The organism is Clostridium pabulibutyricum (assembly GCF_058242705.1).
Genome location: NZ_JBZAYZ010000001.1, coordinates 188800 through 208545, shown reverse-complemented (window position 1 = coordinate 208545; position 19746 = coordinate 188800). Strand labels below are relative to the sequence as shown.

Below are 19746 nucleotides of genomic sequence, written 5' to 3'. Positions count from 1 at the left end.
ATTATATCAGTCCCTCATGAAGGATAAGTTCCTCTACTTCTCCTTTTGTAATAACCTGTGCATCTGAAGAATTATAACTTTTAACCTCAGCCTTTTTATAATTACTATACTTACCTACGAGGTTCTTTCCTGCCTGTGACTCCAGTACTGCATACATTTGCCCCATATCATAAGCAAATTCTGATTCTTCTAAAGTCATGAGCTCTTCAAACTTCCTCTCACCTGCCCTAAGTCCTATATTTTCTATATGTATTTCATCTTTTAAAATGTTATTTTTATTTGCAGTCTGTTCTATAACTACTTCTGCTAAATCCCTGAGCCTTATAACAGGCATTTTAAGTATAAATACTTCCCCTCCATAGGACTTTTCACCCGCAGTCATTATGAGATTTACAGCTTGAGTCAAGGTCATCATAAATCTAGTCATATTAGCATCAGTTACAGTTATTTTTTTAAATTCTGAAATTTGATTTTTGAAAAGAGGAATTACAGAGCCGCGGGAACCCATAACATTTCCAAATCTAACAACTACAAATTTAGTTCTTGTTTTTCCCTTACTATAGTTAGCTGCTTGTACAAGTTTTTCAGCTAAAAGTTTTGTAGCACCATAAGAATTAGTTGGATTAATAGCTTTATCTGAACTAGTAAAAACCACAGTCTCTACGTTGTGACATTCTGCTGCTTTAATTACATTCTCCATGCCAATTACATTAGTCTTTATGGCCTCTTCTGGATTATATTCACAGGCAGGAACATGTTTCATGGCAGCCAAATTGAATACTACATCTATTCCATTCATAGCTCTCTCTACTCTTTCATAATCCCTTACATCACCAATTAAAAACCTAAACCCACTTAAATTCTCTATTTCACTCTCCATGACAAATTGCTTATATTCATCTCTACTAAATATTCTTATAACACGTGGTTTTTCTTTTATTAATTTTGCTATTAGTCCTTTCCCTATTGTTCCTGTTCCACCTATAATCAATATATTTTTTCCTGTATAGTATCCCATTTTATTTCACCACTTTCTGCATCTAATTGCTATTTTAATTATCGTACAATGCAAAGAAATGTGAACTTAACAATAAACTTCAACTATGTTCTTTTTCTTATTTCCTATTTCAATATTAGTCTCATTTACTTTTCCTGCTTCAATCTTAAGTTTTCTGAAATCAAATATCAAGAGGTATCCTCTGTCCAAGCTGTACTGTTCCAGATACTCTCCGAGCTGGGCAAGTCCTTTTTCGTGGTATTCCTCACCATGCCATACTTTGAGTTCCACTATATACATTTTCTTATTGTAAGTTATAACTATATCAAAACGCTTTTCTTCTCCACCCTGCACTTCTTTAAATGCAAAACCCGTCCCGTTTATTATTGGACTTATGAAAGCCAAAAACAGCAGCCTGCCGTCTGCCTCCAAAAAAGCTTCTCTTTTCTCTGAATATTCATGTTTCATAAACTCCTGAAATTTTACAAGCACCTTTTTTACATCTAAACTGCCGTCTTTATTTATGAAATTTGATTTTTCATTATAGGAACTAACATCCGTCGAAGTCTCTATTAAAGAACTCATATAATTATATATCCTCTGCTCATATATTTTATTATGAATTTTTAATTGTCCATTTTCATTTTTAAAAATTCCATAAGTTATACCAAGCATTATAATAAGGTTATCCTCATTATAGGTAATTTTACTCCCATCTATAATTAAATCTTTTACCATTTCTTTCAATTTACTGTTGTTTTCAATGTTTTTAATCAGACTTTCAAAGTTTGTATTACTGTCTATTAAAATTTTCTTCACAGCCATATCCATATATTCTTTTTCCCACTTAAGACTGCCTTCCGGCATTATCTTTTCATCTATTATCTTGCAGAGTTTACTTACAAGGAAGGGGTAACCCGAAGTATAAAAGCGGAGTTTATCTGAAAAGTACTCTTTATCAAGTTCTACACCTTTACCTTTCACATAGTCATCCAGCATTGTTCCTATTTCTTCTTTTGAGAAACTCATATCCACATCAAAATCAGATGCAATATTCCAGGGACTATTGTATTTATGTTCTTCATCCGGTCTTATCTTAAATTTCAAACTCTTGACATCATGCACTCCTGCCAGTATCACGCTGTGAAAGGTTTTATCCTTTCCTGCATTTCTGAGTAAATATTTATTTCTAAGCATTCCCAGGAAACTTAAAAACAACTGGTTGTTGCTACTTTTATCTACTTCATCTATCATAAGTATTACTTGATTATTAACCTTTTTTATAAACTTAGTTATAAAATAGGATAAATCATCCATAGTCTCAACTTTATATTTTTCACTCTCTATATATTCTGATAATTCCTCATTTTCCAGTAAAATGCTTCTCCCAATTAAATTTAAAAATCCTTTAGTAAATCTTCGTTCTTCCTCAAATATTAAGTCTCCAACTCCCTCAAAACTTATAGAAATAACTAAATAATCTTCATTTTTATTTAAAGCCCTCTCAATCATATATAAAGTAGTTGTCTTTCCGTATTGTCTTGGTCTATTTATTACAAAATATTCTTCATCTTCTATAAGGTTCATTATCTTTTTTATTTTATTAGAAATATCTACCATATAATGTTTCTCTGGTATACAGGTTCCCGTTACATTAAATCTCTTTTTCATAATTTTAAACCACCTTTTTATAGATAGTATTCATCTCCATAAAATTTCTTAATCTTCTACTTTATTATAATCCATAGCAATCATCTCTTTCCATAATAATTTATATTTTTATTATGGCAATAGAAAATCAATTTTATACAAACATTTGTTCTCTTTTAGTCATATATGTATAATAAAAAACAGCCATATCACAATGACTGTTTTTCAATTTTCAATTTATATTTTCATTTTTTCCAATGTCCACTAATTAAATTTTTAACTCTGCTTTCATTTGTCTTTCCATTTTTTAGAAATACATCTGGTATACCTCTGCCATATCCTCTTACATCTGACAGCCATAAAGTTTCCCATATCATTAAACAATTTCATCGGAACTACTGGTGAACCTATATATGGTACATTAGAAGAATTATTCAAATTTTTATTAGCATTAAATATCATCCAAAGTAGAATTGGATCCCATTTCAAAGATATAACAGAATAATTCTACATATAAAATTCTCTTTAATCAACTTTATGCCATTTATTATATGCATCAATTCCGTCCTTTTACACCAATTTTCCAAGACAAAGTGCGAAATCATAATAAGGTTTCAATAAATCTTTATTCTTCAACAGATTAAAATAATAATTTAAAGAGTGAATAAGAGTTGTCATCATTACTAGTGTATTTCTAGATTTTATAATGTTTTGCAGAGGCAGAAATTGTTCTTCGCCATTATCATTTACATAAAACCCTTCTTTTTCTAATATGTGCATATCTATGATGTTAAATAAATCTTGAATTTCCATATTGTCATTTTTGTAATTAGGACAAACTTTCATTATTTTTCTTAAAGAATTCCAATCATAATTTCTCCTGCAAATTGCATAAAAATAAAAGAACTTAGATTTCTCCAAGCTCTAAATATTATAGTTATTAGTAGGATTCATAGCCGTTCTTAAATTTATTTAGTAAATGTCAAATAAGGAAGTGGGTAAAACCATCCAAAAAATATGATATAATTTATTACTTACGATATTTACCATACAATTTTTTTATTTAATATATTAGTAAATTTTTCCGCACCTTTAGAATTTAGATGTGATACATCTTCAAAATCATTATCTTGAAATTCGTTGGATTTAAAATAATCTATGTACTGAAAATCATATTTATGTTTCGCTCTATTTATTATTGAATGAAATTCTTCTTCAATCCTATTTGAAAAATACTTAGAATAATATTTAGTAACAGAATAAACTACTACTATAGGCTTTATATTACATGATGTTAAAAGTTCTAAGTACTTTATAAAAATTAGTTTGTTCTCAGCTACTGTTTTTGGATAATTTTTATTGCAATCTTTTTCAGCAACTTCCTTCCCCATTTTCCACTTATCATCATAATCTTCAAGCGTTGGGAGGTTCCATTTAAAATTATATTTATTATTTCTATCTTTTTTAAATATATTATCTGCTATTTTTTTATTTATCTTATATTCATTATAAATAGTTTTAATGCTTTTAAAATTATGAGAATTTTTAAGCACAGAATAGTATAAAATAATTTTGTTTCTTGTAGTAGACATAGACATATCATACTGGAAACTGTAATAACAAAGACCTATTAATGCATATTTTATATTATTCCTCTTAGAAACATTTTCTACTATATATTTAATCGTTTTATAATCATAAAATAAATCCTGTCCCGAAAATGCAAATTTAAAAGATTTCTTTAAACAAATATCCTCTATAAACCCTTTAGCTGCATATGATATACCTGTAGAAATTAATTCTATTTCATCATTCGATGAAATAAATTTATTCATATTATATTTGTAATAATTGAAATTATTATCTGTAAATGCATAAAACTGAAATATTTTATTAGCATCTATCCCATATATATGTATAAGTTGTTTATATATATCTGTATTAAATTGACTTGCTATTATAATATAATCATAATTATACTGTTCTATTTTATCTGGACTATTAATTATAATATTATTTTTAATCTTGTTCCACTTACTCATATCATTATCTAAGTAAGTTAAAATACGCACATTGTTATTTAAAGCATTTTCCACAATAATAGAAGAATTTCCAGTTCCAAATATTAATATATTATACAAAATATCACACTCTTTTTATAATCTTTGAATTTAAAACATTCTTATATTTATAAATTTTGAAATTAATTATATTATTATGTAAAAATTATTTTTTATAATTATTTATAAAAAGTTAAAATCTTTCTCAGCTCTTTTTCTGTAAATTCAAATTCATTATTATTTTCTAAAATATTATTTATATTAGTTTTTGCATCCATATAACCATCTCTTAGGTTTAAAGCTTTTTTAAAATATTCAATGCCACTTTTTTTATTACTTAAAGATATAATACATCCTAAATTGTTATAAGCCTCTGCCATAGTTTCACATATTTTTATAGCTTTATAATAAAATTTTTCAGCATTTTTAAAGTCTTGTAAATGATAATAACAATTTGCTAAATTAAAATATAAAATTTCATTTTTAACTTTGCCTAATAAATTTAATAATATTTCTTTAGCTGACTTATAATTACCCATCTTAATATATATTTTAGCTAATAACAACTCTTTATTATTATAATCAAAGTTTGAATTATATATTGAATTCTTTATGTTTTCAATTCCAATATTATTTAAAATTTGTACTTCTTCTTTTAAAGTTTCACTATGGGAATTTGACAAATTATTTCCATGTCTTCTATACACATACAAAGGTTCTTCAATGTATTTAAAATTATATTTATAAGCTAATTTTATTGTATAATCATAATCTACTGTATAAATAAGTTCTTCATTCCATTTTATGCTATTTACACATTTTTTTCTAATCATCATACATATAGGTCCCTGAATTACCTGTCTATAAAGTATCATAGCAAGTAGATCTTCTCTTTTGGGATATATACCTTCACTTTTAAGAGTATTTATATACCTTAAGTTTTCATCTACTACCTCTAAATCATTATATACCACATCAACATAAGGATTCTTTTCCAAAATTTTTAACTGTTTTTCTATCTTATCCTTCTTATATATATCATCTGCATCTAAAAAAGCTAAATATTTCCCTTTTGCTAAACTAACCCCTAAATTTCTCGCTGAACCTTCTCCCTTATTATTCTGATAAATATATTTTACCTTATCATATCTTTTAACTATCTCTGAAGTTTTATCAGTAGATCCATCATCTGCAACTATTATTTCTATATCTTTATAAGTTTGATTTAACACACTTTCTATAGCTTCAGCTATATATTTTTCTTCATTATATACCACTATAATTACACTTACCAAAATCTCACCTTCTACTTAATATAACTTATTAATTTCATTCTATCTATTTTACCATTAGATGTAATAGGAAAATTTTTCACAATAATAGTTTTTTTAGGTAACATATACTTTGGTAAAAATTTTTTTAATTCACTTTTAATTATTAATCCTATTTTGAAATCTTTTTCGTTAAGAATCTTATTTAAAATTACAAATGCTACCAAATGATGTATTTTTTCATATTTTACAAAAGGAATAACTACACAATTCTCCACAATTGAAACTTTTCTTAAATTGTTTTCTATATCTCCTAGTTCTATTCTAAAACCATTCATTTTAACCTGAAAATCTAATCTTCCAATACAATATAAATTTTTGTCTTTAATGAAACCCTTATCTCCAGTTTTATAACCCTTTTTTTCTACTCCATCAATATTAATTTTAAAAAAATATTTATTTGTAAGTTCATCATTATTGTAATATCCTTTTCCAACACTATCTCCTATTATAATTATTTCTCCGCATTTTCCATCTTGCACTTTTTTACCACTAGAATCACTAATAATTATATTACAACCTTCTTTAACCTTTCCAACCGGTAAAGGACTTATACTTTTAATCTCTTTATCTATCTCTATGGAGGTAACAGCTACTGTACATTCTGTTGGTCCATACATATTAATAACTTTTGCATATGTAAATCTTTCATGAAGTTTATTAACACATTGTCTCATAAGAGGTTCTCCACAAAATAAAAACAACTTTATATTTAAAAATTTATCATTAAATAATTTATCTGTAAGACACATTTCTGCAAAAGATGGTGTTGAAATCCAAACATTTACATTAGACTTCTTTAGCCATTCAAATAATTCTTTACTATTTGATATCATTCGTTTATCTATACTGAATAATGTTGATCCTGTAATTAATGATGTATATAACTCCATAACAGACAAATCAAAAGAAAAAGGTGCTTGATTCATAAATACATATTTACTATTTAAATCAAATTTATAAATTTTCAATATCCATTTTATAAAACTTTTCAAACAAGATAGTGTTATTTCAACACCCTTAGGTTTACCTGTACTTCCTGAAGTATATATAATATAATAAGTATCATTTTCTTTAACCCTATACTTTTTCTCTGGTATAGTTCCTTTAAATTTTTCAATAACATTATGTATGCTTTCAAATTCAATAGTCTCTATATTACTTAATTTACAATCTAAATCTTCTATACACAAAACTAGTCTTGTTATAGAATTTTTTATTATTTCTAAAATGCGTTCTTTAGGAGTTGAACTATCAAGTGGTATATATGGATGTCCTGATTTTATACAAGCCAAAAAACATATTAACATTTCATTTTGTTTATGTCCATACACTATTAGAGGAGTCTTGTTATCTGAAAATTTATCTATTAAATATGCCGCCAATGCATTTGATTTTTCAACAAGATCCTTATATGTTAACTCATTTTGTCTATTTATATGTGCAATACTATTGGGTTTAGTTTCATTATAACCATCAATTATGTCAATTATATCAAACATAATTTTCATCCTCTCAATATAAATATTTTTAATTATAAAAATTAAGTTCTTAATGTATTTATATATAGCACGAATATAAAAACATTTATTAATTTAAAAATCCTAAAAACATACTTTTCGTTACAACATATTTTATTTATTATTTTTTAAAGAAATCATATATGGCTTCATTTATATATACCCAGCCTTTCCACCCTAAATGCATTACATCTCTCAAAAAATATTCTTCATACTCATAATTTGAAAAATCTACAAATTTAAAACCATATTTATTAATTATATTAACTATTTTTTTATAATGCTTAAGTCTATCATCTACATTAAATCCACAATAATCATACCATTTACCATTTGGAGGCACTATTATAAATAAAGGATTCACTCCTATAGTTTCACATACTTTTAACAAAAAATCAAAATCATTATATTCTGGTGAATCTGAATACTTGTATTGTACAAATTTATTTTTAATTTCTAATAATACATTTTTCTTATATTTATTAAAGTATTCATTTTCAACACCGAATTTATTATTAGTTGTTTTACATTCAGCAACTTTTTGAGCTTTATTTTTCATACTTTCCCAGTCATATTGAGTTGTAACATTACCAAATTTTAAACTAATATCATTAATATACTCTAAAACATCTTTATATTTTTTATAAATTTTATTATCGTTTTCTAATAAATTTTCATATATAATTTTATGTTTATTCAAAATTTCATTATTTATATTTTTATCACAATAAGCTGAACAAAATTTATTTAAATCAATAAGTCGCTCATCTTCACTAGAAAGATATTTAATCCTCTCAGCTACATAATCTTTTAAATTTTTATCTATATATGAATTAAACATAAAAGAATAAAACATAAGCTTTGAAAATATCATACTAAATTGAGAAGGCCTTAATCCTTCTTTAGTAAACCATTGAAAAGAAATTATAAAAACAATTTTCTTATTCCTTAACTCTTTACCTAATGCTCCAAAATTCAAAGCATGGATAATACTTTGATAATATCCTGTACCTGTAAGACTAACAAGAAATTTTTTTTCTTTCATATTATTAAAAAAACTAGTAGGGAAAAACTCATCTCTTTCACTTGTAAATTCTGAAGAACCATAAACGCTTAAAATATTTCTGTTTTGTAAAATTTCTTTTTGTATTAAAATACTATGATTCTTTTCTCTTAATGGTAAAAATATTTCTTCATCATGTTTAATTGTAAATTTTTCACTAAATTTTTTTTGGACTAATTCTATAATTTTATTTGGAGTTTCTATATCAACTTCTAAAACATCAGATGGTGAAATTTCTACTCCTATATTTTCTTCTATAGATGTTAACAATTCCATTGTGGTTAATGAGTCTAACAAATCTGTATCAAATAAATTTAAGTCTTTATCTATTTTTACTTCATCTGTAGAACAAACCTCTTCTAAAATATCTAAAACTGTATTTTCAATATCCATTATTATATCATCAAACGTTATTTAATTTGATGCTTCCTCCCATCATACATACTCAGATTATACCTAAACTTGCTATCTATTCATCATCTTGTCGTTAATTCATTAAATACTTCTGCTAACTTTTTTGTTAAATTCTTTCTTTCATATTTTTTAATTTTGCTCTCATTAACAACAAGTTTACTTTTACTTATCCATTCATTATATATTTTTAATATACATTTTTCTATTTCATCAATTTTATCATACTCAACATTTATACCACATCCTGTTTCATTTAAAAGCTTTTCCACTACACTCTCGGCCGGCGAAAGAGCTAATATAGGCCTTTTCAATCTAAGATATTCAAAAACCTTGCCGGTATAAACTGACTTTACCTTTTCTCCTTTTCCTACAACAAGTAATAATAAATTAGCATTAGCTGACTTTTTTAAAGAATCTATATGTGGCAAATATCCTTCATAATTAATAATATCTCCTAACCCAAGATTTTCAATATTATTTTTTATTTTTTCTTCAATAGTACCTATAAAATCAATACTTAGATTTTTTTTATCAACTAATTTTTTATTTAAAATATTTTTAATTGCTATTAGAAAAGTTTCTGGACTTATATCTAAATAAAAGCTTCCATTACTAATAATTTTAAATTTATGTTTCTGTGTGGATTGCAATAAAAAATTAAAATCTTCTTCATCATAACCATTAGTAATATTAACAACTTTATCTTTACTAACATTAAATAAACTTATATAATTATTCATAGATATTGGCGTAATTGTAATAATTTTATCTGAAGATTCAATTAAAGTTTTTTCTATATTTCTCTCAATCTTATATCTTATATCTTGTTCATTAAAACTATAATATGGATTATTAGTCCACTCATCTCTAAAATCAGTGACCCAAGGTAATTTATATTTTTTCTTCAAATAATAACCTATTATATGAGTAGAATAAGGTGATGATGTTGTATATATAACAGATATATCTTTAAAATTTATTTTCTTTGATATTTTTCTTATAACATTATTTGCCCAAATAGCATTTCCATCTGGTAAAAGGAATAAATTTCTTAATTTTTCAAAGTTATCATCTATTCTTTTTTCATATTGATTTTTTAAATATTCATCCGATATAATATCAAATGAATATTTAGTATACTCTCTCATTTTTTCTTTGATTTTGTCAGTTATATCTTTAAATTTCACATCATCAATTCTTATTATTTCTATTTCTTTCGGTATTTCTTCCATAAGACTTTCATCTAAAACAGAAAATTTAGTTCTTCCAACAGTTACAACTACTGGTTTCCATCCAAAGTTTCTTAAATATTTAACAAACTTCAAAGTTCTTTGTACTCCTGACCAACCTAGTGGCGGAAAATAATATGCTATTATTAACACCTTTTTCATATATATTCACTCCAAATTATCTTCCATAATTTATTCAATTAGCTCCCAATTAACAGGAGTTCCTTTCTCTATATCACATCTTGCCCTTTTTCCAATAACATCATTAATATATTTTGTTTTCATTCCAAAGCCAGGTCTTATACTTCTTACATTGTCTTTCGTAAACATCTCTCCTGTCTTAACATCTTTAACCACAAACAAGCTTCTTGAATGTTCCCTGCTTTTTAATTGCTTTTCCGTTAAATCATAACTCACTCTTCCAAGAGCTTTTTCCATATCTCTTATACTCTTTACCATCTGTAAAAATTCTTCAGGTTCCATTGAAAAAGCAGAATCCGGCCCTCCATCTTCTCTTTTAAGAGTAAAATGTTTTTCTACAACTTTGGCTCCAAGTGCCACTGCTCCAAGAGATACTGTCTGCCCTAAAGTATGATCAGATATACCCGTTAATACATCAAATGTATCTGCCATATTTGGTATGGTTCTAAGATTAATATCACAAAGAGGTGAAGGATACTCTGAAGTACACTTTAAAAGTATAACATCTTTATTACCTTCATTTCTGCAAACTTCAAGTGCTTCTTGAATATCGCCAAGTGCTGCTATACCAGTTGAAATTATAACAGGTTTTTTCTTTGACGCTATATATTTCACAAATGGTATGTCTGTAATTTCAAAAGATGCTATCTTGTAAGCTAATACATTCATTTTCTCAAGGAAATCGACTGAAGTATTGTCAAAAGGTGAAGAAAAACAAATAAGCCCTTCTTCTTCTGCAATTTCTTTTAGTTTTGGCTGCCACTCCCACGGTGTATATGCCTTTTCATACAACTTGTGAAGCGTAGTTCCATCCCATATTGTACCTTGCTTTATCTGAAAATATTTATTATCACAATCTAATGTTATAGTATCCGGAGTATAAGTTTGCAGTTTAACTGCATCTGCTCCAGCTTTCTTTGCTTCCTTTATAAGTCTTACTGCATTGTCAAATTTTTGAAGATGATTTGCAGAAAGTTCCGCAATTATAAATGTAGGATTATCCTTATCTATCTTTCTGCTTCCTATAGCTATACTCTTGTTCATAAACCCTCCATATTATTTTCTATAGTATATATATATTATCGTAAATATATAAAAAAACTTAGACATCAATCTAAGTTTTTACTCTATTTTTGTTGTATATTAGAATTTATTTTACATATCTCGGGATTTTTATCTAAATAGCTCACTATATACCTAGAAGACACAAATTCATCTTTAAAATACTTATATATACTTTCAACTAGTTTAAAATCTTCCATTGTGTCCACACATAATCTATAATCTTTATTGTAAAAATCACTTCCATGAACATATCCAATTTTAAATTCCTTTGGATGCCTATACATATAATATGTAACATGCTCTTTGCACATATCAGTATCGGTTTGTTCATCAGATTTCATATTGAAAACAGTATTATATACTCTATCCAGTGCATCCTTGGTGAATATCTCCACATCAAATCCCCTTATAAAACTATTTGGAACATCCAGCCTAACATAATCATAGTTATTCATTTTAAAATAAGTTATAACGTTATCTACTATAACTGGATCTATGAGTGGGCAATCTCCTGTAACCCTTATTATTATATCCCCACTATACTTGTCCGAAGCATCTTTATATCTTTTAAGTACATTGGCTTCATCTCCTCTAAACACCTGAAATCCTGATTTTATGGCTATGTCCACAAGTGGCTTTTCTCTATTTTCTAAAGATGTTGCAAGAATAAGTTTATTTATGTATTTGCTTTTTTCAAGTCTATCCAATGTATAAAGTATCATGGGCTTTCCAGAAATCTCTCTTATAACTTTCCCCGGCAATCTTTCAGACCCTATACGTGCCTGTACTATACAAAGTATTTTCATTTGAAATCACATCCTGTTTGAAGTATATTATGCAACTCATCCATACTTTGAATATTAAAATCAGCTTCTTTTGAACTTTCCAAACTTGTATCCATATGATCTCCCGACTTTCTGATTATTCTTACTGTATACATTCCAGTTTTTTTTGCACCTATAAAATCTTTATTTGGATTATCACCAATATATACGCATTCTTTAGGTTTACATTTAAAATGTTGTGCCATCTTCAAATATGCAAAACTATTTGGCTTCCAGTATTCTGTCCCATAATCATCCGTAACTATTATATAATCTATAATTTCTTTTAAATTCAAACTATTTATCTTATTCCACTGAACAGATGCTTTTCCATCTGTAATAATTCCAAAGTTATACTTATTATTATATTTTTGAAGAAAATTCTGTGCATCTTTATAAAGCTCTATGCCTGGTATTGAATTCCTATATATATTGACAAGTCTATGGATATTGTCATCTATGCTGTATCTTTTGCATAAAATATCAAATACTTTGCCTCTTCCATAGTTTTGAAGTATATTAATAGTTTCCTTATATATGTGATTAAATTTCAAATAATACTGCATAGATAAATATTTACATACATACTTAAAAGCACCTTCTACAAACTCTCTTTCCCTGTAAAGAGTATCATCTAAATCAAATATAATAGATTTCATTTTCTGCAACTCCTAATCATTAATATAAACAGCCTCATCATACCTTAGCATAGCAATTTCCTTAAACTTGCCTATTATAGGTTGTATTTTTTCTCCTTCTAGCATCATATTAAAATATTTTCCGTAATCCACCCCTGCTTCAAATGTAAGTGGAACTCCTCCACCAAAACGTGGATTTATCTCAATAAATTTTATAATACCTTTGCTATCTATCCTGCACTGTATTGTAAATGGACCTACTGCAGAAAACTTTTCATTAGCTATAGAATTTTTTGCAAGACATTCTACAAGATTATAAGTTTCTTTTATTATTTTCATATTCATTACAGTTCTGCTCTTTGAAACTTCACCATCTCTTACTTCAATCCTCTCCCTAGGCACTATTGAAACTGGAATACCTCCAAAATCACAAATTACATCTACAGTATATTCCTCTCCATCTACATATTCCTGTACAATTGGATTGTGTACATATTCTACAAAGAACTCAAGTTCTTTTACATTGTTTACCTTATATACATCCATGCTTCCCATACCATTTAAAGGTTTAACTATAAGTGGAAATTTCAAAAGTTCGGAGTTATGATTAATTACAAAAATTATTTCCTCTCTGGAGTAAGTTTTTGGAGTATTTATACCATTTACTAAAAAAAAATTATATGTATTTATCTTGTTTTGACATGTATCTAATATTCTTTTACTGCTTAAAAGAAGTATTGTGCCAATTTCTTTAAATCTATGTCTATTATTGCACAATTTATAAAATTCATATTCATGAAGTGGTATAATCATATCAACTTCTTCCTTCTTGCATATTTTAAGAAGTGAATTTATGTAATCTTCATCAGATATTACAGGAATTTTATAAAACGTATCTACAAACTTTGCAGCTGGTACCATTTCTCCTGCATCTGTTCCTACAACAGAGCAGCTCTTCTTCAAATATTTTATTAATTGAACTCTTTTACCTATTGACGTAATCAATAATTTCATAGTTCACTCCGTTTCATATCTTTTAATATATTATTTATGGAATCATAAATTTTATTACATGCACCATACAACAACACCATTAAGCGAATACGAATGTTTAATCGATCTCTTACGTTCTTCTCACTTATTTTAGTGCTTATAGAATTTTCCTTTATTTTTCCATTGACGTATATTCCTTGTAAAAACGTTCTTACAATTCCGTCACTGTATATTGTTTTTTCTATATTACTTCTTTTTCTTAAAAATTCGTATGCATTCTTCGCATTAAAATCTTTATATCTAAATTTATCAACTTTCTTTAAGTAATTTTCAGAATCTATCTTTAGATTATTAAATTTATTTTTTAAATTTCTCAGTTTGTCTAAAGCCTCATTATACTTGCTGCAGTCTAATTCTCTTTTGCCTGGGGTTACATCATACAAACTATCTATATTATGAGTACAATACTTGGAAATTGCACTCTTTAATTTCATAATTTCAGTACCTTCTTTAAAAGCTCCGCCTTCAGTCGCATCTATGTATTTTCTACTACTTAAATCATTTGCTATTTCTATTTCAATAAAAGTTAAGAAATTTTTAAATACATTATTAGTAGGAAGCATATTTCCACAAATATCTTTAACATATACATTATCTTTATTATATACATTTACTGTATTCTTAACTTCTACATTCTCAGAGTGAGTAATGCCCTGCTTATTATAGCTTAAATCCATTCCTATAAATATTATAGGATCTGCATTTAAATATTTAGCAAAAGCAAATGCTACATGTGCACAGGAAGTACCCATTTTAATTAATCTGTTTTCTTTTAAAATGTCATTATTAATCCATTCATTTATGCGCTCTTCTTTTTTCAGGCACAATAATTTTTTATTGTTTTTTATCTTATCCAATACTTCCTTTCTAACAACAGGAGGTCCTACAAAAACTGTTTTTTCATTCAAATCATTATTTTTATAAAACTTATCATATGTGGCAATTCCTCTTTCAATACTAAAAACTGCATCTGGAACTATATCATATTTTTTCAAAGTACTAATTACTGCATCGGTAGCAAATATAAGTGCTTTTCCCTGTGCTAACTTCAAGTTTTTTATATTTTTATCAAGAGACGGCCCTGCACCAACTATAATAGCAGGTTTATTTGTATACATATCTTTAACAGTTTCAATACTTGGACTCTCTATCAATTCCTTCATATTAATGAAATTATTTTTTAATCCTATTATAGTATCCTCTACATCATTTCCAAGATTAAAAAATGCATGTTGTATAAGCTTGACTATTCTTGTATTCATATGATTTATCCACTTACCATATATGGAATAATAGGATGGAAGTACAACTGGTGTATAATTTAAAATTATAGGCATAACTTTAAAATTAAATATATAATTGCTTATCTGCGAAAATATATCCTGTTCATCGCCAAAAAACATGACTATTTTCTTATTTCCAAGTTCTGCAAAATCTTTGCATCTAAAATATGTATTTAATATTTTCATGTCTTTTTCTATAACAAATATAATACTGTCTTCCGAACTCATATCTATAAGTTTTTTTACATGATATCCAAGTCCTATGCCATATACTACAAATAAATTGTTTTTAGTAAAATCTATATTCTTGAACAAATCATTTATTTCATTATTTATGTTATACTTGCTGTTTATATATATTTTCTTACCATCTATACTGTATCTGAAAGTATATCCTCCATTAACAGAACTCTCAATTTCAAAATACTCATTAGAAATAATATCCTGCTTTCCAATTCTATCTAATATCTTTAAATTTTGTTCAAAAATTTTGTTATCCATTTCCCACTCCTTAAACCATTTATAAAAAATAAGCCAGAGAAAAGCTCTGGCTTATTGGATATTATCTTAATAACTGAAGTACTTGTTGTGGCTGCTGATTTGCCTGAGCAAGCATAGCCTGTGCAGCTTGTGAAAGAACGTTGTCCTTTGAGTATTCAGCCATTTCAGATGCCATGTCTACATCTCTTATTCTTGATTCAGCTGAAGTCAAGTTTTCACTTGATGTTCCCAAGTTGTTTATGGTATGATCAAGTCTGTTTGAAAGTGCACCAAGTTTTGCTCTTTCGGAAGATACTTTCTGAGTAGCTGTATCTATAACCTTTATGGCAACATTGGCTCTATCCTGACTGCTTATGTCAAGCTTGTCAACCCCAAGAGACTGTGCTCTCATATCATTTATGTCTACGCTCATGTTTTGTCCAATATTTGCACCTATCTGTAAAAGAGCCGATCCATCTGATACTTTCTTGTCTCTTGCTTCAGTAGTTTCCGTAAATCCTGTAAGTGCATTCGTAGCATCTGTATTCTTTACGCCTTCACTATTAGTAACTGTAATAGACAATCCTTCAATAGCACCATTCAATCCTGCAGTACCAGATTGTATAGAAACTGAAGTTGAATATGTAACAACTAAAGTTCCAGCTGCAGTAATTGCACTAAAAACATCTTTTATTGTAGTAGCAACACTACTATGTAATTCTTTAGTATGATATTCACCATTAACAGTATAAGAAACCTTTATTGTATCACCTGCTGAAGCAATTCCCAAGCTTTTTCCATTAACATTTGTTAACTCTGTTAACTTAGTAGTATCAGCAACTGCATCGTCACCTTTTTTCAATAAACTATTAGTATTAACATTAGCAACATCTGCTATTTGTGATTTTCCCATTGAACCGTCCAAAAGATTCTTTGTGTTGAACTGTGTAGTATTACCAATTGTGTTTATTTCATCTTCAAGCTGTGACATTTCCGACTGAAGCTGAGTTCTATCATCATCAGTGTTTGTATCGTTCGAAGCCTGAACAGCAAGTGTTCTCATTCTCTGAAGTATTGAGTGAGTTTCATTCAATGCACCTTCAGCAGTCTGAATAAGTGAATTACCATCCTGGGCATTTGAAGATGCCTGAGTCAATCCATTTATCTGTCCTCTCATCTTTTCGGATATAGCAAGACCTGCTGCATCGTCTGCTGCTGTGTTGATTCTAAGTCCTGAAGAAAGTTTTGCCATTGCCTTTGATGCATTACCTGAATTGATTCCCATATTTCTTAAAGCATTGTTTGCCATAAGGTTGTGATTTATTATCATTTTTATTCCTCCTTGATTTTAAGTGGACATCCTTGTCCAAATATGTTTGTTACAGTTTACTTATCGTAATTCATATTTAATACTTTATATAGTTATAAAAATATTTTTATATTTTTTTGCTGAATATTGCCGCACCATTCCCTACATTTCCATATGCACTTGCCGCATGTTTGTTTCTGGTTATACTGCTGATTTTTTTTCTTAACTTAACAGTGCTTTTGTTCATGATATCTTGCGCCTTTTTTTCAAGATTTAAAATCTCAAATTTTTCATACAAATATTTAATTTCAGCTTTTTTATAGATACCCGATGTGATTCTATCCAAAATGTCTTTTCTTTCATCCAGCTTACTTTTTAAAAGTTCAAACTGGTCTTTTTGCACTGCCTCTATTATATCTTTTGTACAACTTCTATATTTAACAAAAATATCCTCTATTTTTTCTTCCATACAAAACCTCTTCTAACTGCTTATATACATTGAAAGGGCAGATTGCTGCGAATTAAGCTGTTCCATAGCTACCTCAAGCTGTGTGAATTGATTGTAATATTTTGTTTGGTCACTGGACATTTTGCTTTTAAGATTAGTTACAAGAAGCTGCTGCATGTATATCTGATCAGGTAATGTTCCTGTTCCGCTGCCTCCATTTACACTATAATCGTCCTGCAGGTTGGCATATTTCGTAAGGGTTCCGGAATTGTACGTGCTTCCTATTGTTCCAACATTATCTGTCAATATTTTGCTCATTCTTTGAAATATACCTGATTGGCTGAACTTTTCATCAGTATCTTTACTGGTTGACGTTGATGTGAACAATTTCATTATTCCCTCAGGATCGTTCTCAATAGCTTCAGTAAATTTCACATCATCAGCAATTGTAACTTCACCGGCATTGGCAACTTCATTCGAACCATCTATTCCAAGTGCATTTTCACCAATGCTTCCAAAGTAATATTTGGATACACTGTTTCCCGAGGCATCCTTAACTGGATTAACAAAAGCATTGTTGAGGTCATCAAGCAATTTTTGGAGATTATCGTCACTTCTTAGTATGCCCTGTTTTGCCTTTTCCTCCCATGCTGTTATCTGACTATCACTCATATCTTCTTTTTGTGAATCCGTAAGAGGTGAATAATCATAGTCTTTTTTCTCACTTAGCTTGTCTCTTATTTCACCTACAACCTTGTTATATTTAGTAAGAAAATTTGAAACAAGATCATGCAATTTTGATGTATCCTGTGTAACCGATATAGTTACCGGATTTTCTGTATTTGAATCTATTTCCACTGTTTTTCCTGAATTTTCTTCTGATATCTCGGAATTGGTGGAATTGACTTCGTACAAGTTATAGCTAACTCCATTTATAGTAAAATTGTTTGAATCATTCTTTCCTACTATATACTTGTCTGATCCAGGCTCCTTTATTGCAAATACAGCATCACTTCCTGTTTGGGAAGCTCCATCCGTAATTTTAAGAGCATCAATCAACCCCGTATTGCCCCCATTTTCAATTTTCAGGTATGATTTGGAACCACTATTTGCCGCCTGAATCTCAAATTGCCCTGTAAGTTCATTGAGCTTTGCAGTAACATTGCCGTCTGTTTGATCTTTGATTGCATTCGTAAGATCTTTAATTGTAGATGATTCCGTAACATTAAGGGTTATCTTCTTTGTCGTTTCTGAGCCATCTTCATTTTTGTAAGTCAAATTAAGGGTACAGTCTCCTTTTTCAACTCCAAGGTCCGTAAGCTTTGTCGAGCTTCCAGAAGTTGCATTTATACTGTCTCCTTTGATACTTGCAGACTGTGCAAGCTTTGTAACCAATATCTTATAATTTCCAGCAGTTGCCGAACCTGATATTTTTGCACCTACCGAAGTGGGATCCAAACTGGACGCTGACATATTGCTGTAATTTCCAGTAGACAAAAGGTAATTGCTTGTGTCTGCTACATCAAAATAAGCACTTTGGAGCTCTTTTATATCTGAAATTATGCTTTTATAAGCATCCTGTTTCCATTCAAGAATCTGCTGCTGCTGCTTTGCCTGATCAACTTTCGTCTGATCCGATGTAAGCATCTTTTTAACCATTGCATCTACATCAAGTCCAGTATTTAACCCTGTTATCCTGAGCATATTTCCTCCGCCGGATCCAGTAGAACCTGTAGTACTTGTTACATCACTCATAAATTAATATCCTCCTCTTTTTTAATTATTGTTACCATTCTTTGAAACCTTGTAAGCTTCATTCCATGTGTCCCTTATATTTTCTATAAGAGGAATAATCTCATCCATTATGTCCGCATCTTTTTTCATGTTTGCATCTATAAGTCTTCTTACTATAAAATCATAGACACTCATAAGAGACTGACCCCAGTTTCCTGCTTTTGAAACATCAAGAGATGCCATGAGCTCATAAAATATATTTTCTGTTTTCACTATATTTTCATGCGCTTTTTTTATATTTTTGTCCAAAATTGCTTGTCTGCCAATTTTTGCAAACTTCGCCGCACCGTCTACCAGCATAAGTAAAAGCTGCTCTTTTGAAGCATAATTTATGCTGTTTGTCTTATATGTGTTGTAGGCATTTGCTGCATACATATCAACATCCAC

The 19746-nt window shown here is 28.5% G+C and carries 17 protein-coding genes; all 17 read right to left on the bottom strand.

Annotation, left to right across the window (positions count from 1 at the left end; genetic code table 11):
* Position 1: 1 nt before the first annotated feature.
* Positions 2 to 1018 carry an SDR family NAD(P)-dependent oxidoreductase gene (locus AC4CVH_RS01000; RefSeq protein ID WP_490785849.1) on the bottom strand — a complete coding sequence of 339 codons (1017 nt, stop codon included), beginning with the start codon at positions 1016 to 1018 and terminating at the stop codon, positions 2 to 4.
* Positions 1019 to 1084: 66 nt separating this feature from the next.
* A complete protein-coding gene (locus AC4CVH_RS00995; RefSeq protein ID WP_490785848.1) occupies positions 1085 to 2668 on the bottom strand; it encodes an AAA-like domain-containing protein in 1584 nt (527 codons plus the stop codon).
* Between the two features lie 549 nt (positions 2669 to 3217).
* On the bottom strand, positions 3218 to 3568 hold the full coding sequence (locus tag AC4CVH_RS00990) for a hypothetical protein (protein ID WP_490785847.1): 351 nt from the start codon (positions 3566 to 3568) through the stop codon (positions 3218 to 3220).
* A 122-nt stretch (positions 3569 to 3690) separates the two neighbouring features.
* Entirely contained in the window at positions 3691 to 4788 is a 1098-nt protein-coding gene (locus AC4CVH_RS00985; RefSeq protein ID WP_490785846.1) for a chemotaxis protein, read from the bottom strand.
* A gap of 98 nt (positions 4789 to 4886) precedes the next feature.
* Positions 4887 to 6002, bottom strand: a complete 1116-nt coding sequence (locus AC4CVH_RS00980; RefSeq protein ID WP_490785845.1) for a glycosyltransferase — start codon at positions 6000 to 6002, stop codon at positions 4887 to 4889.
* A gap of 11 nt (positions 6003 to 6013) precedes the next feature.
* Positions 6014 to 7540, bottom strand: a complete 1527-nt coding sequence (gene dltA / locus AC4CVH_RS00975; RefSeq protein ID WP_490785844.1) for a D-alanine--poly(phosphoribitol) ligase subunit DltA — start codon at positions 7538 to 7540, stop codon at positions 6014 to 6016.
* A 139-nt stretch (positions 7541 to 7679) separates the two neighbouring features.
* Positions 7680 to 9014: a D-alanyl-lipoteichoic acid biosynthesis protein DltD gene (gene dltD, locus AC4CVH_RS00970; protein ID WP_490785843.1), complete on the bottom strand. Its 1335-nt coding sequence runs from the start codon at positions 9012 to 9014 to the stop codon at positions 7680 to 7682.
* Positions 9015 to 9097: 83 nt separating this feature from the next.
* Positions 9098 to 10426 carry a glycosyltransferase gene (locus AC4CVH_RS00965; protein ID WP_490785842.1) on the bottom strand — a complete coding sequence of 443 codons (1329 nt, stop codon included), beginning with the start codon at positions 10424 to 10426 and terminating at the stop codon, positions 9098 to 9100.
* Between the two features lie 30 nt (positions 10427 to 10456).
* Positions 10457 to 11509 carry a pseudaminic acid synthase gene (gene pseI, locus AC4CVH_RS00960; protein ID WP_490785841.1) on the bottom strand — a complete coding sequence of 351 codons (1053 nt, stop codon included), beginning with the start codon at positions 11507 to 11509 and terminating at the stop codon, positions 10457 to 10459.
* 83 nt (positions 11510 to 11592) lie between these two features.
* Positions 11593 to 12336: a cytidylyltransferase domain-containing protein gene (locus AC4CVH_RS00955; RefSeq protein ID WP_490785840.1), complete on the bottom strand. Its 744-nt coding sequence runs from the start codon at positions 12334 to 12336 to the stop codon at positions 11593 to 11595.
* Positions 12333 to 13013, bottom strand: coding sequence for an HAD family hydrolase (locus AC4CVH_RS00950; RefSeq protein ID WP_490785839.1), 681 nt, complete (start codon positions 13011 to 13013; stop codon positions 12333 to 12335). Before AC4CVH_RS00950 ends, AC4CVH_RS00955 begins: the two co-directional genes overlap by 4 nt.
* Before the next feature lie 12 nt (positions 13014 to 13025).
* Positions 13026 to 14006 (bottom strand): ATP-grasp domain-containing protein, encoded by a 981-nt coding sequence (locus AC4CVH_RS00945; protein ID WP_490785838.1) that lies wholly within the window; start codon positions 14004 to 14006, stop codon positions 13026 to 13028.
* Positions 14003 to 15829, bottom strand: coding sequence for a motility associated factor glycosyltransferase family protein (locus AC4CVH_RS00940; protein WP_490785837.1), 1827 nt, complete (start codon positions 15827 to 15829; stop codon positions 14003 to 14005). Before AC4CVH_RS00940 ends, AC4CVH_RS00945 begins: the two co-directional genes overlap by 4 nt.
* Before the next feature lie 61 nt (positions 15830 to 15890).
* On the bottom strand, positions 15891 to 17138 hold the full coding sequence (locus tag AC4CVH_RS00935) for a flagellin N-terminal helical domain-containing protein (RefSeq protein WP_490785836.1): 1248 nt from the start codon (positions 17136 to 17138) through the stop codon (positions 15891 to 15893).
* A 106-nt stretch (positions 17139 to 17244) separates the two neighbouring features.
* On the bottom strand, positions 17245 to 17586 hold the full coding sequence (locus tag AC4CVH_RS00930; RefSeq protein WP_490785835.1) for a flagellar protein FliT: 342 nt from the start codon (positions 17584 to 17586) through the stop codon (positions 17245 to 17247).
* A 12-nt stretch (positions 17587 to 17598) separates the two neighbouring features.
* Positions 17599 to 19320: a flagellar filament capping protein FliD gene (gene fliD / locus AC4CVH_RS00925; protein ID WP_490785834.1), complete on the bottom strand. Its 1722-nt coding sequence runs from the start codon at positions 19318 to 19320 to the stop codon at positions 17599 to 17601.
* A gap of 21 nt (positions 19321 to 19341) precedes the next feature.
* Positions 19342 to 19734, bottom strand: a complete 393-nt coding sequence (gene fliS, locus AC4CVH_RS00920) for a flagellar export chaperone FliS (RefSeq protein WP_490785833.1) — start codon at positions 19732 to 19734, stop codon at positions 19342 to 19344.
* Positions 19735 to 19746 lie beyond the last annotated feature (12 nt).

Excerpts from the sequence above, each read along its gene's own strand:
- AC4CVH_RS01000 (WP_490785849.1), bottom strand. The coding sequence starts at position 1,018 with ATGGGATACTATACAGGAAAAAATATATTGATTATAGGTGGAACAGGA.
- AC4CVH_RS00995 (WP_490785848.1), bottom strand. The coding sequence starts at position 2,668 with ATGAAAAAGAGATTTAATGTAACGGGAACCTGTATACCAGAGAAACAT.
- dltA (WP_490785844.1), bottom strand. The coding sequence starts at position 7,540 with ATGTTTGATATAATTGACATAATTGATGGTTATAATGAAACTAAACCC.
- dltD (WP_490785843.1), bottom strand. The coding sequence starts at position 9,014 with ATGGATATTGAAAATACAGTTTTAGATATTTTAGAAGAGGTTTGTTCT.
- AC4CVH_RS00965 (WP_490785842.1), bottom strand. The coding sequence starts at position 10,426 with ATGAAAAAGGTGTTAATAATAGCATATTATTTTCCGCCACTAGGTTGG.
- pseI (WP_490785841.1), bottom strand. The coding sequence starts at position 11,509 with ATGAACAAGAGTATAGCTATAGGAAGCAGAAAGATAGATAAGGATAAT.
- AC4CVH_RS00955 (WP_490785840.1), bottom strand. The coding sequence starts at position 12,336 with ATGAAAATACTTTGTATAGTACAGGCACGTATAGGGTCTGAAAGATTG.
- AC4CVH_RS00950 (WP_490785839.1), bottom strand. The coding sequence starts at position 13,013 with ATGAAATCTATTATATTTGATTTAGATGATACTCTTTACAGGGAAAGA.
- AC4CVH_RS00945 (WP_490785838.1), bottom strand. The coding sequence starts at position 14,006 with ATGAAATTATTGATTACGTCAATAGGTAAAAGAGTTCAATTAATAAAA.
- AC4CVH_RS00940 (WP_490785837.1), bottom strand. The coding sequence starts at position 15,829 with ATGGATAACAAAATTTTTGAACAAAATTTAAAGATATTAGATAGAATT.
- AC4CVH_RS00935 (WP_490785836.1), bottom strand. The coding sequence starts at position 17,138 with ATGATAATAAATCACAACCTTATGGCAAACAATGCTTTAAGAAATATG.
- AC4CVH_RS00930 (WP_490785835.1), bottom strand. The coding sequence starts at position 17,586 with ATGGAAGAAAAAATAGAGGATATTTTTGTTAAATATAGAAGTTGTACA.
- fliD (WP_490785834.1), bottom strand. The coding sequence starts at position 19,320 with ATGAGTGATGTAACAAGTACTACAGGTTCTACTGGATCCGGCGGAGGA.
- fliS (WP_490785833.1), bottom strand. The coding sequence starts at position 19,734 with ATGTATGCAGCAAATGCCTACAACACATATAAGACAAACAGCATAAAT.